We start from the raw sequence: 14,708 nt of genomic DNA, 5'->3' as shown, positions 1-14,708 counted from the left end.
GCAGTTTGGTTATGATGACAACCATGAGTTGTCACCAGGGTGAGCGGATGAAGCTGCATCAATTACAAGCGCTGATTGCCAGCGCCGAAACCGGCAGTATCCGGGCCGCCGCGCGGTCACTGGATATTTCCCAGGCCGCGGTGACCAAGGCCCTGCGCGAGCTTGAAACCAGCCAGCAGTTGCCGCTGTTCACTCGAACGCCCAGCGGCCTGAGCTTCACCGAATACGGCAAGGTGTTGCTGACTCATGCCCGGTTGGTGATCAAGCAGCTGGAACATGCGCAAACCGAACTCGATCACCTGCGGGGTAAGGCTCAGGGGCGGCTGTGTGTTGGGGTTACGCCGTGGATCGCGCTGACGTTCTTGCCCGAAGTGGTGGTGGCCTTTCGTGAGCAAATGCCGGAGATCCGCCTGGAGTTGTTCGAAAGCCTGATGGCGGTGGCCCAGCCGCTGTTGCGCGATGGCAGCATGGATTTTGCAATTGGCCAGTTGCACCCGACGCAATCGTCACAGGAGTTTGCCAGCGAAATTTTGCTGGATTATCAGACGTCGGTGCTGGTCCGCCAGGGCCATGCCCTACAGAACGCGCGATCGATTCATGAGCTGCTGGAGCAGGACTGGACGCTGAACTATGCGCCGGACGGGCACGATGGGCTGATGCAGGAGTTGTTCTGGCAGCATGGCGCGCAGATCGATGAGAAACGTATCGTTCGTGCTCATTCGCTGGCCATTTTGCAGATGATGGTCGAGCGGGCTGATATGTGCACCTGGGGGCCATCGATTGTGAGTATGGCGCCGCCCTTTCTTGGTCGATTGGTTTCCCTGGGGCTGAAGGAACAGTTCGAACCGAGGCAGTTGAGCATCGTGACACGCCGCAATGGCGCGCTGAGCAAGCCGGCACAGTGCTTCACGGATTGCCTGTTGCAGGTCATCCGGCGTCATGCGCGCTCGGCGAAGAAGGAGGATCGGCAGCTTTTTGAAACCTTACGGCTGAGACTGTGAGCCCCAACCCGTATTACTGTTTAAGGCAGACGGATCGCTCGTCCGGCCATTCAGCTAACGGTTGAAATGTATGCCTCCATGGGCATACAGCCACATCACTTGTATACCTCTGCCGATGAGAACCTAATTATGGATTCCCCCTTGCTGTCATTTCGTGTCGACGAGGTGTTGGTCGAACAACTCGATCAGTTGTCAGCAGCAACGGACCATGATCGCCAGGACCATCTTAACCGCGCCTTAATCCGTTATCTTGAGCCCGAGTCACGGCACCTCAATGCAATTGCCGAGGGTATCGCCGACGCTGAGGCCGGTAACCTGACAGATCTGCAAACCATCAAGGCCAAGTGGGCGAACCGTGCCAACGGCCGGATGCAAGAGAATTAGCTCTATCCAAACTCCCGTTCAGAGCCCCTTACCGCGTGATTCATGGAGAAAATCCAGATCTTGTGCATCCTTCACCAACGCACGTAGCACGTAGAAGATTGGTGATTGCGGCTATTGCCGAATACACACCTGTGGGAGCCGAGCTTGCTCGCGAAGAACGATAACGCGGTGAGTCTGCCAACACTCACCGCCAGTCTGGACCTCAACCGGACGTCACCCGCCTACACTGACGCCCCGCGCAACATCCCCTGCGTCAGATCATCGATGACCGCCTTACCCATCTCGCCCAGGTAATGTGATGCCCAGGCGTAGCGTTCGCCGTCGGTTTCCAATGCTGCATCGAGGGAAAGTGCTTTGGCGCAATAAAGCAGAAGGGACGCGTGCTCCATGGCTTCCAGCATGGGAACGCCGGGGTTTACGCGGAACAGTTCACGGCCTTGGGAACCGCATTGGGAAAAGGTGATGACGCCCAGGGTTTTGTTTGAGGGTGGATTGGTCATTGGGCACCTCCGGCTAATGCGTGGGTGCCGAGGGTTAGGATGATTTAAAAAGGGATCGGTAACCCGGCGAATGAAGGCGCTCGCTTGAGATCTACGTCGTCTGGGCCGACGCTTTCGCGGGCAAGCCCGGCTCCTACAGGGTTTGTGTGTGCCGGAATGATTTGTGGAGCTATTCCGAATGCCTGGTTCGTGAAACAAGGATAAACCGCATGCTCTCTCCCGGACTGGACCAGATAGTGGCACTTCAGTAGCATCGCCGCCTTTCTTCCATATCCGTCAGCCAGGGATGACTAATGCCGGTTCTGTCACTGTTTCCATCACGCTTGTTAACCACCACAACCCTGCTGCTATCGGCGCTACTCGGAGGTTGCAGCGTCAACGGCACTTACCCGGACGCCACGGACCCAGACGCCGCCAAGCTGCGTTTCATCGCCAATACGCAAAACGCCACGCTCGATTACTTCGATGCCGAGCATTGCGACGGGCAAACCACCGGTATTCTCAACAACCTGCTTCTTGGCGATACCAAGCGACGTGCCGACATGAGTATCGCGCCGCCGGAAAACGCCAGGGGCTATCTGGAAATCAAACTCAAGCCCGAACACGAAACCCTTCTGCGGATCCATACCCAGAACGGTTATTCGGTTTGTGGCAACAGCATCAATCTCAAGCCTGAACGCAATGCCGAATACGAGCTGACCTTCGATTCCGGGAAGGGCCAGTGCAGCAGCCAGTTACAACGGGTCCGCAAGATCAATGGCAAGGAGCAGCGCAGTCCCGTCCTGGTCTTTGAAAAAGGCCTCCCGGCCTGTGTCGGGCGCAACGTGATGTTCCCGAAACCACCGGAACCATTGCCGGACACTCCCCATCGCCTGGAACTGATAGGCCGGATTATCGACAACAGTCTTATTCCAGCCATGAAACCCGACTCGGCTGAAATCGCCAAGAGCGCGGTCTCCGCAGAAAAAATCGACGGTTTGATCGCCGAGCGCAAGGCCAAGCTGGGTTTCACCCTGCCGGACGACTATTGGACCTTGTATCGCCAGAATCTCCAGGCCTTCGATGCAGAAGCTGCCCAGCGCAAAGAGCGGACCTTGCAGCTTTACAAGGACGAGTACCTTCTGCGCCTGCGTCGGTTGAAGGATGAGGACCTGGAACAACGGGCGCAGCCCGAAGACAAGTCAGCCAAATCGACCAACGTGGCCGCGCTCGAAGAATACAAGTCGATGACTCTCTACTATTTCGGCGCCAGCAAACGGGTCATGCTGGAAACCATCGACCATCATCTGGAGCGGATGGCGCAGATGGATGCGCATTACGGCGTCTGCGAGCGTTACGCCGATTGCTGGAGACGCTGAAACCCGAGGCCTCGCGGCAGGGCTCACACGCGCACTGCGGCGAGAAAAACCCAGCATTCGCTATCATCACCTATGCTTTCAGCGACCACTCCAGTGCACTACCACCACGTGATGAACACAGACAAGGACGCTCCATGCCCCGCCTCTCCCTCGGCCAGCTCTCCCTACTCACTCTCGTGTTCACCTGCGTGATCCTGCCGGCCCAAGCCGCCGACAAGGTCGAACGCCGCTGCGGCTGGTTCGAAAACCCGACCGCGGCGAACGCCACCCTCACCGACCGTGATGGCACCTGGGAAATCGCCACCCAGGGTGGCTACCAGGCCGAAGGCGACTGGCCACAGTTCAGCGATGCGCAATGGGTGCGTACCAACGGGCATTACGGCTACGGCTGTGGCTGCATGACCGCCAGCGCCGATCCCCAGACCCACCGCTTGAACCACCTCACCAACGCCGTCGCTCGCCCACTGGCGGCCTGCCGCAACGATGCAACCTTGCACGAGCCGGCCAATCCGCTGGCGCCACGACCACCCGATGTGCCAGCCTCGGCCAAAACTATGAAGCCCTACCAAGCCACCGGCTTCAGCTTCAACTACCCGACGGGGTGGAAGGTCAGCAAGAACAAGGAGTGCCTGAACCTCAATCAGCCAAAGACTCAGACCAACGAGGAATACACCCTCAACCTGTGTGTCCAGCACGGCACGCTGCAACAGGCCGCCGACAGCATGATCTTTTCCCAGGAAGACGGCGTCTGGATGCGTAGCGCCGGCATGGACTCGCCCAGCCCCGTCGACATTATCGAAGGCCCCGGATGGAAAGGCATGCAGACGACCCAGACCTGTGGTGTTGGTGACCAAGAGACCGGCTTTCATGCCGCCGGAGGCACTTGCCTGATGGCCATCGTCTACAACGCCAAGACGCAGTTGCTGTTCGACACCGTGGGCTACTACCAGGACTTCGACACGATTGGCGCAATCATTCGGTCGGTTCGGTTTGACGAGAAACAGTAGAAAGCACGCGCCCCATAAGTGATGTCCGGTGACCACAGCAGATCCGAGTGCGAATCACGCCCCCGAAATCGGCAATGTTTTTAAACCACCGGGTGTTTGAATATGAGCGACCAGATACGGAGTTGAAGTTCCTTCGAGCCCGTGAAGATAAACCGGCCCCGAAAAGTTCATGGCGGCCAGAATCGCCCTGACTTTTTCTGGATCAGTATGGAAGACATCCAAAGCCACTAGAGAACAGCCTTTGTCTTGCAGCGTACTTGCGGGATGAGTCGTCTGTTCCCATTGAATCAGGGTAGGAGCTGCCCCTCCCAAAGGAAGGCTGCCGTCCGCGGGTATTGTTATCTGCCAGGACAATGCTCCTCTGCTCATGGGTTCGACATCTCCAACGATGTCGTGGCAATAAGCGCCGACAGCATGGATATCATCGATTCGCGCAACCCATGTCGCCAGGCGTGCCGGAGAGTCGGGCGCAAGTTGGTCAAGACCGAACCAGCGAGGCCGACTGGGGCGCTCAGCAGATGGATCAACGGCAATCACTTCCAGATAGAGCTCGGGGCCAAGGCGAAGCAGCCGATTGTGGGTGCCCATGCGTGGATGGGCTCCGCCCGGTTGAAGGTCGACGCCCAGAGCGCCAGTGACGAACGCGCAGCCGGTATCAAGGTCCGGCGCCACGATAGCCAGGTGATCGATAGTGCTTTTCACGCAATCAGCTCCTTGAAGCGTTTTTTGCCTCGACTTTATTCAACCTCACTCGCGCCATCGCTCCGCCAAACTGCACGGCGCCCTTCCCCTCCAAGCTCAGTCGCCTCACGGGACTCGCGCAACTGCCTCTTCAACGTGCGTAGCGATGGGGCATACAGAAAGCCGAACGACACACTGTTCTTGCGCCCTTTCACCGCATGATGCAACAGGTGAGCCTGATACAGGCGTTTCAAATAGGGATGACGGGGACACGGCCGAAATGGCCAATAGCGGTGGACGATGCCGTCATGCACCACGACATAGATGATCCCGAACGCCGCCACTCCGGCACCTATCCACTGCAGCGGGTCGTATCCGCTATTGCCCAGCACGATCAGGGTGATGGCCACCGCCGCCAATACCAGCAGGTAGATGTCGTTGGTCTCGAAGGCGCCCAGGTGCTCCTCATGATGGGAACGGTGCAGAAACCAGCCCCAACCGTGCATGACGTACTTGTGCGCCAGGTAGCCGACCCCTTCCATGGCCATCAGGGTGCAGAGAAACAGGGCAACGTGGGTGATCATGGAACGCCGTGAGCTCGCAGGTACGTCGGGAAAGACGGCTGGGAAATACTTGAGCCGTGCCCAAGCATACCTCGGTAGTGGGGGAAATCGAATGCGATGAGCGATTCAGCGCTGATTTTCTCAAAGCTCGCTGGCTCGGCGAGGAAGGAAACTACCCAACAGTCGTCCCTTGGATCTGAATCAAAACCCGCCCCGACCGAAGCCGGGGCAGGCCACTTCAATAACCCTTACCGCTGATTATCGTAGTGATCCCGTAGAAACTCATACAGGTGATAAACCCGTAACAAGTTGACTACGAGGCTCCAGGTACGTCTAAGAATCTTGGACATACATTGACCCCCAAAGTGGGCCAACCCTCCAGCATACTTACCGGAACACGTATGCCTTCGAGAACTACGTTGTTAGTCTCAGTGAGGTGGCCAGGCCGATGGCCCCCTGAGCCAATCCGGCACGGGGTACTAAACCGTGTCAGGAGGTCCCAAATGCGCGCGCTGGCTTGACCACTTCAAAAAGTCTTTTAACGAAAGAGCCAAAAAATCATACCTCAGCTCGAATATGGAACTGAAAGCAAAAAGTGTTACTTATCCGAAAAACCTCAATCAAAAAATTTCAGGCATTCAACTCACCTCAACACTCAGAAATATGATGAACCACTCCCAGGCTTGCGTGATAAACATGACTTCAGTAGAGTAAAGGTTCGTTGTTAGTCTCAGTGAGATGAGCAAGCTAGCTTCACATCAGGCTTGCGGAAAAAACCACCCTACTAAGGTGGTTTTTTTTCGCCTCGACTTATCCGGCAGCGACCACATCGCAGCTCACTCGCCCTCAAAACCAGGGCATGCCCGAGGGCACCGCCCAGCCCGACGGCCATCGCGAGGAAGCGTGTTTTTAGGAAATATCGAGAGGGTAAGGCACAGCAGCTATACAGACAGGACATTCGTCAGTCGAACAGGAGCACCCAACGTGCCCCTGCCCACCGGCGCCAACGCCGACAACCGACCCGGACTCACTCAAGCCCAGGGATCAGTGACTCAGAACCAGCCGCGTTTACCAACTACATAAGTCTGCTCGAAGTCATCTTCGGACTTGAGCAGGTAGATGATGAATTCAACAAAGGCGACAATACTGATCACGATCGACGGGATACCCAGCAGCAGCCAGCCGAACAGGAACACCAGCAGCATGATCACGCCCTGGACGTTGTAACCCAGGTAGAACTTGTGCACGCCAAAGGCACCGAGAAAGAACGCCAGCAGGGCCGCCGGGATCTTCTTGGAGTTGCCGCTCGCCGCAGCGCCGTCGGCGAAGATGGCTTCGGCAAACGCACCATTGCTGGCGAAGTCGACGCGCGCGCCGGCCTTGGGCAGTACCGCGGCTTTCCACTCGACCACGTCGAAGGTGTAACGGTTGCCGTCATCACCGGAAATAATGCCGTTACGGGTGTTGGTGTCGTAACTCAGGATCTTGCCTTTCATTTACAGCTCCTTGGGAAGAACGGGACAGGGGGATGCGGGGTAGTGTTCAGGGGATTAAAGGCAGGGAAATCACTTTTCCCGGACAACCCGAACCTGCGCGAACGCTCCATCGACAATCGCCGAGCAGCGCTCGTCGACATCAATCAATACGGTCGGGTGGTTTTTCAGGTTTGAGTAGTTGGACCAACAGGCCATCGCTCGTCCTTGAAAAGTGGCTACCGGACAAGGCTGAAATCGATCAGCATGTCGTCGGCAGTTTCACTGCGTATTCCTTAACCGCTATGAAGGCCTGAGTCGCTGGCGCGTGGAGAGGGCCAGTAGCAGAGGGCTTTGGGGAGGAAAGCTACTATTTCGCTAGCGCGGCGTCTAGAGGGGACAGGAAGGAATGGGACATTGCGGGTAAAAGTGCGGCAACCGCCGGGATAAAAAGCGCGGGAGCCATGGCTCCCGCGCTTCATGCATCAGAACGCGATACCGACCTTGGCACCGTACTCGTCAATCTTGAGTTTGGTGTTGTCCGCCAAGTCGGAATCACCATCCAGTTTGAACTCGGTGTGGGTGTAATAAACGCCCGCGACAATCGGCAACGAACTTTGCTGGTTGAACAGGAAGTTCACTTCGGCATAAGGGTTGGTATGGTCCTTCAGGTCCACCGTATCGGAGCCTTCGCCAGCGACCCTGATCTGCCCCTCGCTGCCAATACTGCGGCGCACGCCCGCTTCGACGCGCATCGTCGCGGCATCGAACTGATGGTTGTAGCCCAGCGCGGCCTTGGCAAACGGCGAACGGCCGGTGAGCTTGATGTCGTAGTCGGCGGAGTCAGGCTCGTAGCGGGTCCAGCTGTAACCGCCACCCACGATCACATCAAAGAAGTTGTGCGAGTCCAGCGCCGCACGCCAGCCAAGGTCGAGGTCGCCCTGGCCTTCCTTGAGTTTGTTGTCATCATTCTTGCCGTACTTCACTTCAACACCGGCCTGGTAGATCAGGCCGGATTCGGCGGTCATCTTGTTGCCGAAGTTATAGAACAGGCCACCAGTGGGCATATGACTTTTCTCGGACTGACTGCCACCCTCCAGCTTGAAGTGGCTGTAGCTGCCCAGGACGCCGAATTGGGAAATAGGGTCGGTGGAGGGAGCCGCCATCGCGATCATCGGGGTGGCGATCACTGCCAGGGCCGAGGATTTGATGAACAGGTGAGTCAGACGATTGAACATAAGCACTACTCCATTAGGGTGTAAACGTGAAGAATCCGGTGGTCTATGAACAGGAAAATGATCATTTGGTTCAAAAAACATTGAGCAAATGTTCATATTTCCGTCATTTTTCTAACTCAGGCAAAAAGCGACGCGCACGCTCTACCCTGCGGCATGCCGGGTAGACGCCAATATTCGCGAGGGGGTGCACAGCCGAGGACCCAGTCGGCCGCGCACAAGTCAGCCAGTGCGAAGCCTCAAACCAAAGGCCGCCCCATCATCCGTGTCAGGATCGCCAAAGGATTGGACTGAGGGTCGTACTGTTTGTCGGCAGGTATGTGCAGGGTCTGCTCAAGCATGTACTGACCGGACATGACCGCATGGGGCACCTGGTCCGAGAAACACACCCAGACCGAGCCGGCGGCAAATGGCATCGTCACCTGCTCAGCGGTTTCCTGATAGGTCTGATCGCCCTTCATGCCGTCATGCAACTGCAACATCAGGTGGTCATATTCGCTGCGGTATGACTTGGTGATGTGCAACGCCTTCAACAGGCTGGCCTGCCAGGCCGCATAGGGTTTGGCCCGTGGCAGGAACTTGCGGGCGACCGTTTCGAAAGGCTCGCCGACACGCCACACCCGCGGCACACCCTCGGGATTGATGTTGCTGAACACCCGCAGAATCCGCTCGCCATAGTTGGGACGCGAAGGAAAGGCGTCGACATGCAGGCGACGATCATCCGCACGCCAGGACTGGGCACGGGTCTCGACCTGCATCGGACGGTAGCTGGTAGGTGCCAGGCGCAAAGCACCCTGGTAGCGGGGCAGCAGCGAGTACACCAGCGTCTGCGCCTGCTCACGGAAGCGTCCGATCATCTCGGTCAGCGCCTGTTGCACGGCAGCATCGCCTTCGGCGCCCTTGAGGTGATTATTCGCATCCAGGCTGATATTACGAGCCTTGGGCGAGCGAATATCCGGACGGAGCAAGGACTTCTCTTCTTCCCGCAGTTCAAACGACAACCGGGGGAAATAAAGCACCTTGCCCGCTTCCAACGCAGCGATCCAGTCCGCGTTCACTTCAGGCATCCGCCAATCGGCGAAATCGATGCCTATTATCTGAGAATCCATTTCCTCAGGGGGCCTCTTTGTGGAGTAGGCCTGCAATGATGCGGCGAGCCGACCGACCATTGCAATGTTTTGTTACCTCTGATTACAAGATGTCGCTCCCAAGAGGGCTCAGCTAGAGGCCTCAACGACCTACGCGGCGGTTCTGCAGAGCCCGGAAATCCTGACTCAGGCGACAGACGGTGAGCTGTGTCCGGCAACGTCTTTCTCTCAAACCTCCAACTGCACGACCTCGATCCCCAGGCGCCGGTAAGCCTGAATATCCCCCGACGGCACAAAGTGCTCGGTCAGCATCGTCTGCAAGCGCGTACAAGGCGCCACCACAAACGGTTCCACGGCCCCGAGCTTGTCGGCCGTGGTCACCGCCACCACATGCGAGGCGCTGTCGAGCATGGCCTGTTTCACGGCGACTTCGTCGTAATGCAGGGAGGTAATACCCATCTCCGGGTGAATCGCGCAAACGCCGGTAAACAGCAGATCGGCCTTGATACCCTGGATCAACCGCACCGCCTCATGCCCGCCAGAGGCCATGGTCGCCGGGTTGAGCTTGCCGCCCGCGAGGATCACGGTAATGCCCGGATGTTCGGCCAGGGTCATGGCGATCATCGGCGAACAGGTGACGGCGGTGATCGACAACCCGGACGGCAGCGACTGGGCGATCTGCAAGGTGGTGCTGCCGGAGTCGAACAGCACGATCTGCCCCGATTCGACCCGCCGGGCGGCCATTTTCGCCAGTTGGGTTTTCACTTCATTGGGCTCGGCGACCCGGGTGAAGTAGTCCTTGCCGGTGTCCTTGGGACGCGGCAACGCACCGCCATGGACCCGCTGCAACAGCCCGGCCTGGGAGAGCTCGGCAAGGTCGCGGCGAATGGTGTCTTCCGACACCGCGAAATGCTGGCCCAACTCCGAGGCCATGACCTTGCCATCCCTTTCGAGCAACAACAGGATCTTTTGCCGCCGCAAATACGGCAATTCCGAAGCTTGGTGAACGCTATGCATGTTTTCGCCTGAGTCTGCATGTTTGTGCCGACTTATACGAGACTCCCGGGCGAATAGCAACTCAGGGCGAAGGGGCTCTCAGGCAAAGCGCACCTCAAATACGAAAGCCGCTGACCAGTTGCTCCAACCGAGCCGTCTGCTCCTCCAGGTCGGAACAGGCCAGCAGCGTGGCATTGAGGTTCTCCACCGCATCCTTGTTCAAGGTGTCGATCTGGGTGATGTCCATATTGATCGCCTCGACCACGGCGGTCTGCTCTTCGGTGGCGGCGGCCACCGACTGGTTCATCCCGTCGATCTCGCCGATACGCCGAGTGACCTGCCCCAGATGCTCGCCGGCCTGATTGGCAATGGCCACGCTCTCCGCGCTGTATTGCTGACTCTCGGCCATGGTCCGCACCGCCTGCCGGGAACCGACTTGCAGCTCCTCGATCATCCCGTGGATCTGCTGGGCCGAGGCCTGGGTTCGTCCGGCGAGGTTACGCACCTCATCGGCGACCACCGAGAAACCGCGCCCCGACTCGCCGGCACGGGCTGCTTCAATGGCGGCATTGAGTGCCAACAGATTGGTCTGCTCGGAAATCGCCTGGATCACCTTGAGTATCTGGCCGATGCTCGAAGTGTGGCTATTGAGCTGCTCGATCCGCGCGCTGGAGGAAAGGATCTTGGCCGACAGTTCATTCATCGCCTGGATCGAGCGCTCGACCACCCGCCGTGCCTCATCCGCCGTGTCCCGCGCATCGGAGGCGCCTTGTGAGGCATCCGCGGCATTCACGGCGATCTCATGGGCCGCGGCACCCAATTGATTGATGGCCGCCGCGACACTGCTGGTGCGATGGGACTGGTTGTCCGAGTTGCTCATCGAGGCGTTGGAGGCGTTGACCACCCGGCTGGCCACCTGGCTCAAGCGGGCGGTGGTCGAGGCCACTTCGCGGATCGAACCGTGGATACGCTCGACAAAACGGTTGAAGGCCCCGGCCAGGTTGCCGAACTCGTCACGCGACTGGATCGGCAAACGCTGCGTCAGGTCGCCATCGCCCTGGGCAATGTCCTCCAGTGCACGGGTCATATGGTGCAAGGGTTTCATCAACAATCGGATCAACAGGCTGAGCAGGACAAAAGTGATGGCCAGCAGCACGACGGTGGCGATCACCACAGAAAGACGAAACTTGGCCAATGCCGCGTAGGCTTTATCCTTGTCGACGGCCAGGCCCACCGACCATTTCACCGAAGGCAGGCCCTGCACGGGCATGAACGTCAGCAACTGCGTGCTGCCCGCCTGATGCACCTCGGTCAGATCGGCGCCGATCCGCGCCGGCTCCATACCGTAGATATCACGCAGGTTCTTGGTGACCAGGGTCTTGTCGGGGTGCACCAGGATATTGCCGTCGGCACTGACCAGAAAGGCATAACCGATGCCGCCGAAATCCTGGGCATTGATCATCCGGGCCATCTTGTCCAGGCTGATATTGACCCCAAGCACACCCAGAACCTGATCGCCAGACTTGATCGGCGCCGCCTCGCTCATGACCAGATAGTCGCTGCCCACGCCGATATAGGGTTCGGTCAGGATCGGACCGTTTTTCACCGCATCCGAATACCAGGGTCGCTGGCGGGGATCGTAGCCGTCGGGCATGACCCGTTCCGGGAAAATGTCGAAGGCGCCGTCACGCGTTGCCCTGTAGCTGGCGACAAAGGTCGAAGTGAGCGCAGGCTGCTGAAGCAGAGTACGGACCTTTTCCTTCGCGGGGTCGAGCGCGATGACCTGGGCCATGGCGTCCACCAGCAGCAAACGATCGCTCAACCAGGTTTGAATATTCTGGGCCAGGACCTGCCCGGTAGTGTGCAAGTTGTTCTCGATATTCCCACTGATTTCATTGCGCTGTTGATAATCGCCATACAGTGCGAACACCGCAAAGACCACAACAACCACGGTAGAAACGGCGAGCAGGATCTTTTGACTGAACTTCAAGCGCATATTCATGGTTTTGGCTACTGCACAATGGAGGGCTTTTTGTTTGGTTTTATATCAAGGCAGGGCAAAACAATGGGCAGGGCGAAAGTCACCCTTAATAGAGAAAGTTTCAGTGTTAGTTAAAAGACTGTCAAACAACAAATATCCGGGGGCTGGCATCAAAAAAACTGATCGCCCCTGGAGTTACAGTGTTCTCTTTACCGTTGTATGAAGTTGCCAAGATTTTATTTGTGAAAGGACGTGATAACAAACACATCCTCCGGGCACCACCTACAAGGCCCCTTGCACCGGCAATGCCACCAGGGCGATCAACCCGCCATCAGCCCGATTGCTCAGGGTCAGCGCCCCCCCCTGTTCCAGCACAATCGCCCGCGCCGCCGACAAGCCCAGTCCGACACCACCGGTGCTCTTGTTACGCGAACTCTCCAGCCGGAAGAACGGTTCGAACACCTGCTCAAGGTAATCCGCGGCGATGCCCGGCCCACGATCCTGCACGCGGATCAGCAGCCGTTCTCCGTCCGGTTCCAACTCGATCGATGGCTCACGACCGTATTTGATGGCGTTATCCAGCAAATTGCCGATGACCCGCTTCAACCCCAGCGGCCGCCCGAAATATACCCATCTGGACGGTCCCACGAAGTCGACCTCAATCCCCTGGTCGCGATAATCGTCCACCAGGGTCTGCAGCAACTCCGCCAGGTCGAAGGACGTTGCCTCTTCCAGGCGCGCATCGTCACGGAAGAACTCCAGTGCCGAGTTGATCATCGCCTGCATTTCATCGACGTCGCGAAACAAGCGCTGCTGTTGTTCCTCATCCTCGATGAACTCACCGCGCAGGCGCATGCGGGTCAAAGGCGTGCGCAGATCATGGGAAATGGCCGCGAGCATCTGCGTGCGGTCCTTGATAAAGTGCTGCAACTGGGCCTGCATGGCGTTGAAAGCGAGGATAGCCTGACGGATTTCATGGGGCCCCACCGGCTCCACCGGCGGGGCCCGGAAGTCGACACCAAAACGCCGTGCGCCCTGGGCAAATTGTTGCAGGGGCCTGGCCAGGCGACGGGTGGCGATCAGCGTGACGACAGCGGTGGAAATCAGCACCAGTACGATCACGATCAGCCCACGCGGCCCCTCCTCCAGCCCCCAACTGCGTGAGGCGGCGGAAAACATCAGCCAGGAGTCATCGTCCAACTGGATCAGCAAGGCATAGCGCCCACCTGGGCCTGGCCAGTCGGAGGGCCGATAGGCCTCGATCCGGCGGTTCGGCGCATTGAGTGCCCGGCGTATGGCCTCCGATCCCCGACCCCGGACTTCTTCGACGATTTTTGGCTGGGCGATATCCTGACGGTCGAGGTACCAGTTCACCTGCATATTCGGATCGCTGACCACCGCCGCCAGACGCGCACGTTGCCCGGGCTCGGAGGCTTCGATCACCCGACTGATGGAGGCGATCTTTTCCAGCAGGCCGGTCTCGATCAGGGAGGGATAGGCCCAGACACCAGCCAGTTTGACAAACAGCGCGTTGAACCCCAGCGCTGTGAGCATGGCCATCAGGATGGTCAGGGCGATCCAGCGTGCCACCGTGTCCTTGGGGCGATAACGCCCGGCTCCGAAGCGGCTCACTGGCGTGTCACATCAGGGGTGAACAGATAGCCGCCATTGCGCACCGTGCGAATCATCGCCGGGCGCTTGGTATCGAACTCCAACTTGCGCCGCAGGCGGCTGACCTGGACATCGATGCTGCGGTCGAACGCGTCATGGCTGTGCCCGCGCGCCAGGTCCAGCAGTTGCTCGCGGGTGAGAATGCGCTGGGAATGCTCGACAAATACCAGCAACAGATCGAATTCCCCCGCCGACAGCGGGATCATCACCTGATCCGGCGAACGCAGTTCACGCCGGGTCAGGTCCAGTTGCCAGTCGGCGAAGCGGATCAGCGGGCGCGGCACTTCACCGGTCAACGGTCGGCTTTCCCCCGCCCGGCGCAAGACCGCCCGGACCCGCGCCAGCAACTCGCGGGCATCGAAGGGTTTGCTCAGGTAGTCGTCGGCGCCCATTTCCAGGCCCACCACCCGGTCGCTCAACTCGCCCATGGCGGTCAGCATGATCACCGGAGTGGCGTATTGCCGACGCAGGCGCTGGCACAGCATCAGGCCGTTCTCTCCCGGCAGCATCAGGTCGAGGATGATCAGGTCCGGGGCCTGGCGCTCCAGCGCGGCCCACAACGCAGCGCCATCAGCGGCGACTTCCACCGTGTAGCCGTGCAACACAAAAAATTTCTTCAGCAGGGCAAGGACCTCGAGGTCGTCGTCCACGATCAACAGACTGCTCACCGGCGGTCATCACTCGAAGTGGGAAAGAGCTCCATCTAAAACCATTCGCCGCGCTCCGTCATATATTTCAATGCGGTAACAAACTGTCAGCGCAGCAATAAAG

At 58.6% G+C, this 14,708-nt stretch carries 14 protein-coding genes and 1 pseudogene; 4 read left to right on the top strand and 11 right to left on the bottom strand.

Going from position 1 to position 14,708, the window contains the following annotated elements; all coding sequences use genetic code 11:
- The first annotated feature begins 11 nt into the window (after positions 1-11).
- On the top strand, positions 12-1,001 hold the full coding sequence (locus tag HX830_RS07320) for a LysR family transcriptional regulator (RefSeq protein WP_177099537.1): 990 nt from the start codon (positions 12-14) through the stop codon (positions 999-1,001).
- Positions 1,002-1,130: 129 nt separating this feature from the next.
- The gene (locus HX830_RS07315; protein ID WP_177099535.1) at positions 1,131-1,385 is read left to right on the top strand and encodes a CopG family ribbon-helix-helix protein; all 255 of its coding nucleotides are present in this window, start codon (positions 1,131-1,133) and stop codon (positions 1,383-1,385) included.
- A gap of 221 nt (positions 1,386-1,606) precedes the next feature.
- Here HX830_RS07315 and HX830_RS07310 read toward each other — a convergent pair whose 3' ends face one another.
- Positions 1,607-1,885, bottom strand: a complete 279-nt coding sequence (locus HX830_RS07310; protein WP_152740989.1) for a DUF3077 domain-containing protein — start codon at positions 1,883-1,885, stop codon at positions 1,607-1,609.
- 293 nt (positions 1,886-2,178) lie between these two features.
- On the opposite strand from HX830_RS07310, the gene HX830_RS07305 reads away from it, so the two are divergent.
- On the top strand, positions 2,179-3,243 hold the full coding sequence (locus HX830_RS07305) for a hypothetical protein (protein WP_177099533.1): 1,065 nt from the start codon (positions 2,179-2,181) through the stop codon (positions 3,241-3,243).
- Positions 3,244-3,377: 134 nt separating this feature from the next.
- Positions 3,378-4,250 (top strand): DUF4087 domain-containing protein, encoded by an 873-nt coding sequence (locus HX830_RS07300; protein WP_177099531.1) that lies wholly within the window; start codon positions 3,378-3,380, stop codon positions 4,248-4,250.
- Between the two features lie 54 nt (positions 4,251-4,304).
- Here HX830_RS07300 and HX830_RS07295 read toward each other — a convergent pair whose 3' ends face one another.
- From HX830_RS07295 to HX830_RS07255, 10 genes and pseudogenes are all read right to left on the bottom strand, one after another.
- Positions 4,305-4,952 (bottom strand): VOC family protein, encoded by a 648-nt coding sequence (locus tag HX830_RS07295; RefSeq protein ID WP_177099530.1) that lies wholly within the window; start codon positions 4,950-4,952, stop codon positions 4,305-4,307.
- 35 nt (positions 4,953-4,987) lie between these two features.
- Positions 4,988-5,515 carry a sterol desaturase family protein gene (locus HX830_RS07290; protein ID WP_256350420.1) on the bottom strand — a complete coding sequence of 176 codons (528 nt, stop codon included), beginning with the start codon at positions 5,513-5,515 and terminating at the stop codon, positions 4,988-4,990.
- Positions 5,516-6,546: 1,031 nt separating this feature from the next.
- Entirely contained in the window at positions 6,547-6,990 is a 444-nt protein-coding gene (locus HX830_RS07285) for a TM2 domain-containing protein (protein ID WP_100941372.1), read from the bottom strand.
- A 461-nt stretch (positions 6,991-7,451) separates the two neighbouring features.
- Complete coding sequence (locus HX830_RS07280; protein WP_177099527.1) at positions 7,452-8,204, bottom strand: outer membrane beta-barrel protein; 753 nt, start codon at positions 8,202-8,204, stop codon at positions 7,452-7,454.
- Between the two features lie 236 nt (positions 8,205-8,440).
- Complete coding sequence (locus tag HX830_RS07275; RefSeq protein ID WP_218171217.1) at positions 8,441-9,268, bottom strand: Kdo hydroxylase family protein; 828 nt, start codon at positions 9,266-9,268, stop codon at positions 8,441-8,443.
- 249 nt (positions 9,269-9,517) lie between these two features.
- On the bottom strand, positions 9,518-10,306 hold the full coding sequence (locus HX830_RS07270; RefSeq protein ID WP_177099525.1) for a DeoR/GlpR family DNA-binding transcription regulator: 789 nt from the start codon (positions 10,304-10,306) through the stop codon (positions 9,518-9,520).
- Positions 10,307-10,400: 94 nt separating this feature from the next.
- Positions 10,401-11,165, bottom strand: a complete 765-nt coding sequence (locus tag HX830_RS32435; RefSeq protein WP_371317479.1) for a methyl-accepting chemotaxis protein — start codon at positions 11,163-11,165, stop codon at positions 10,401-10,403.
- Between the two features lie 93 nt (positions 11,166-11,258).
- Positions 11,259-12,281: pseudogene (locus HX830_RS32430) on the bottom strand (HAMP domain-containing protein); the annotation flags it as partial.
- A gap of 267 nt (positions 12,282-12,548) precedes the next feature.
- On the bottom strand, positions 12,549-13,826 hold the full coding sequence (locus HX830_RS07260) for an ATP-binding protein (RefSeq protein WP_177099626.1): 1,278 nt from the start codon (positions 13,824-13,826) through the stop codon (positions 12,549-12,551).
- Between the two features lie 68 nt (positions 13,827-13,894).
- On the bottom strand, positions 13,895-14,605 hold the full coding sequence (locus tag HX830_RS07255; RefSeq protein WP_177099522.1) for a response regulator: 711 nt from the start codon (positions 14,603-14,605) through the stop codon (positions 13,895-13,897).
- Positions 14,606-14,708: the final 103 nt, after the last annotated feature.

The organism is Pseudomonas gingeri, assembly GCF_013385425.1.
Lineage (GTDB): Bacteria > Pseudomonadota > Gammaproteobacteria > Pseudomonadales > Pseudomonadaceae > Aquipseudomonas > Aquipseudomonas gingeri_D.
This window is presented reverse-complemented; position numbering and strand designations above follow the sequence as displayed.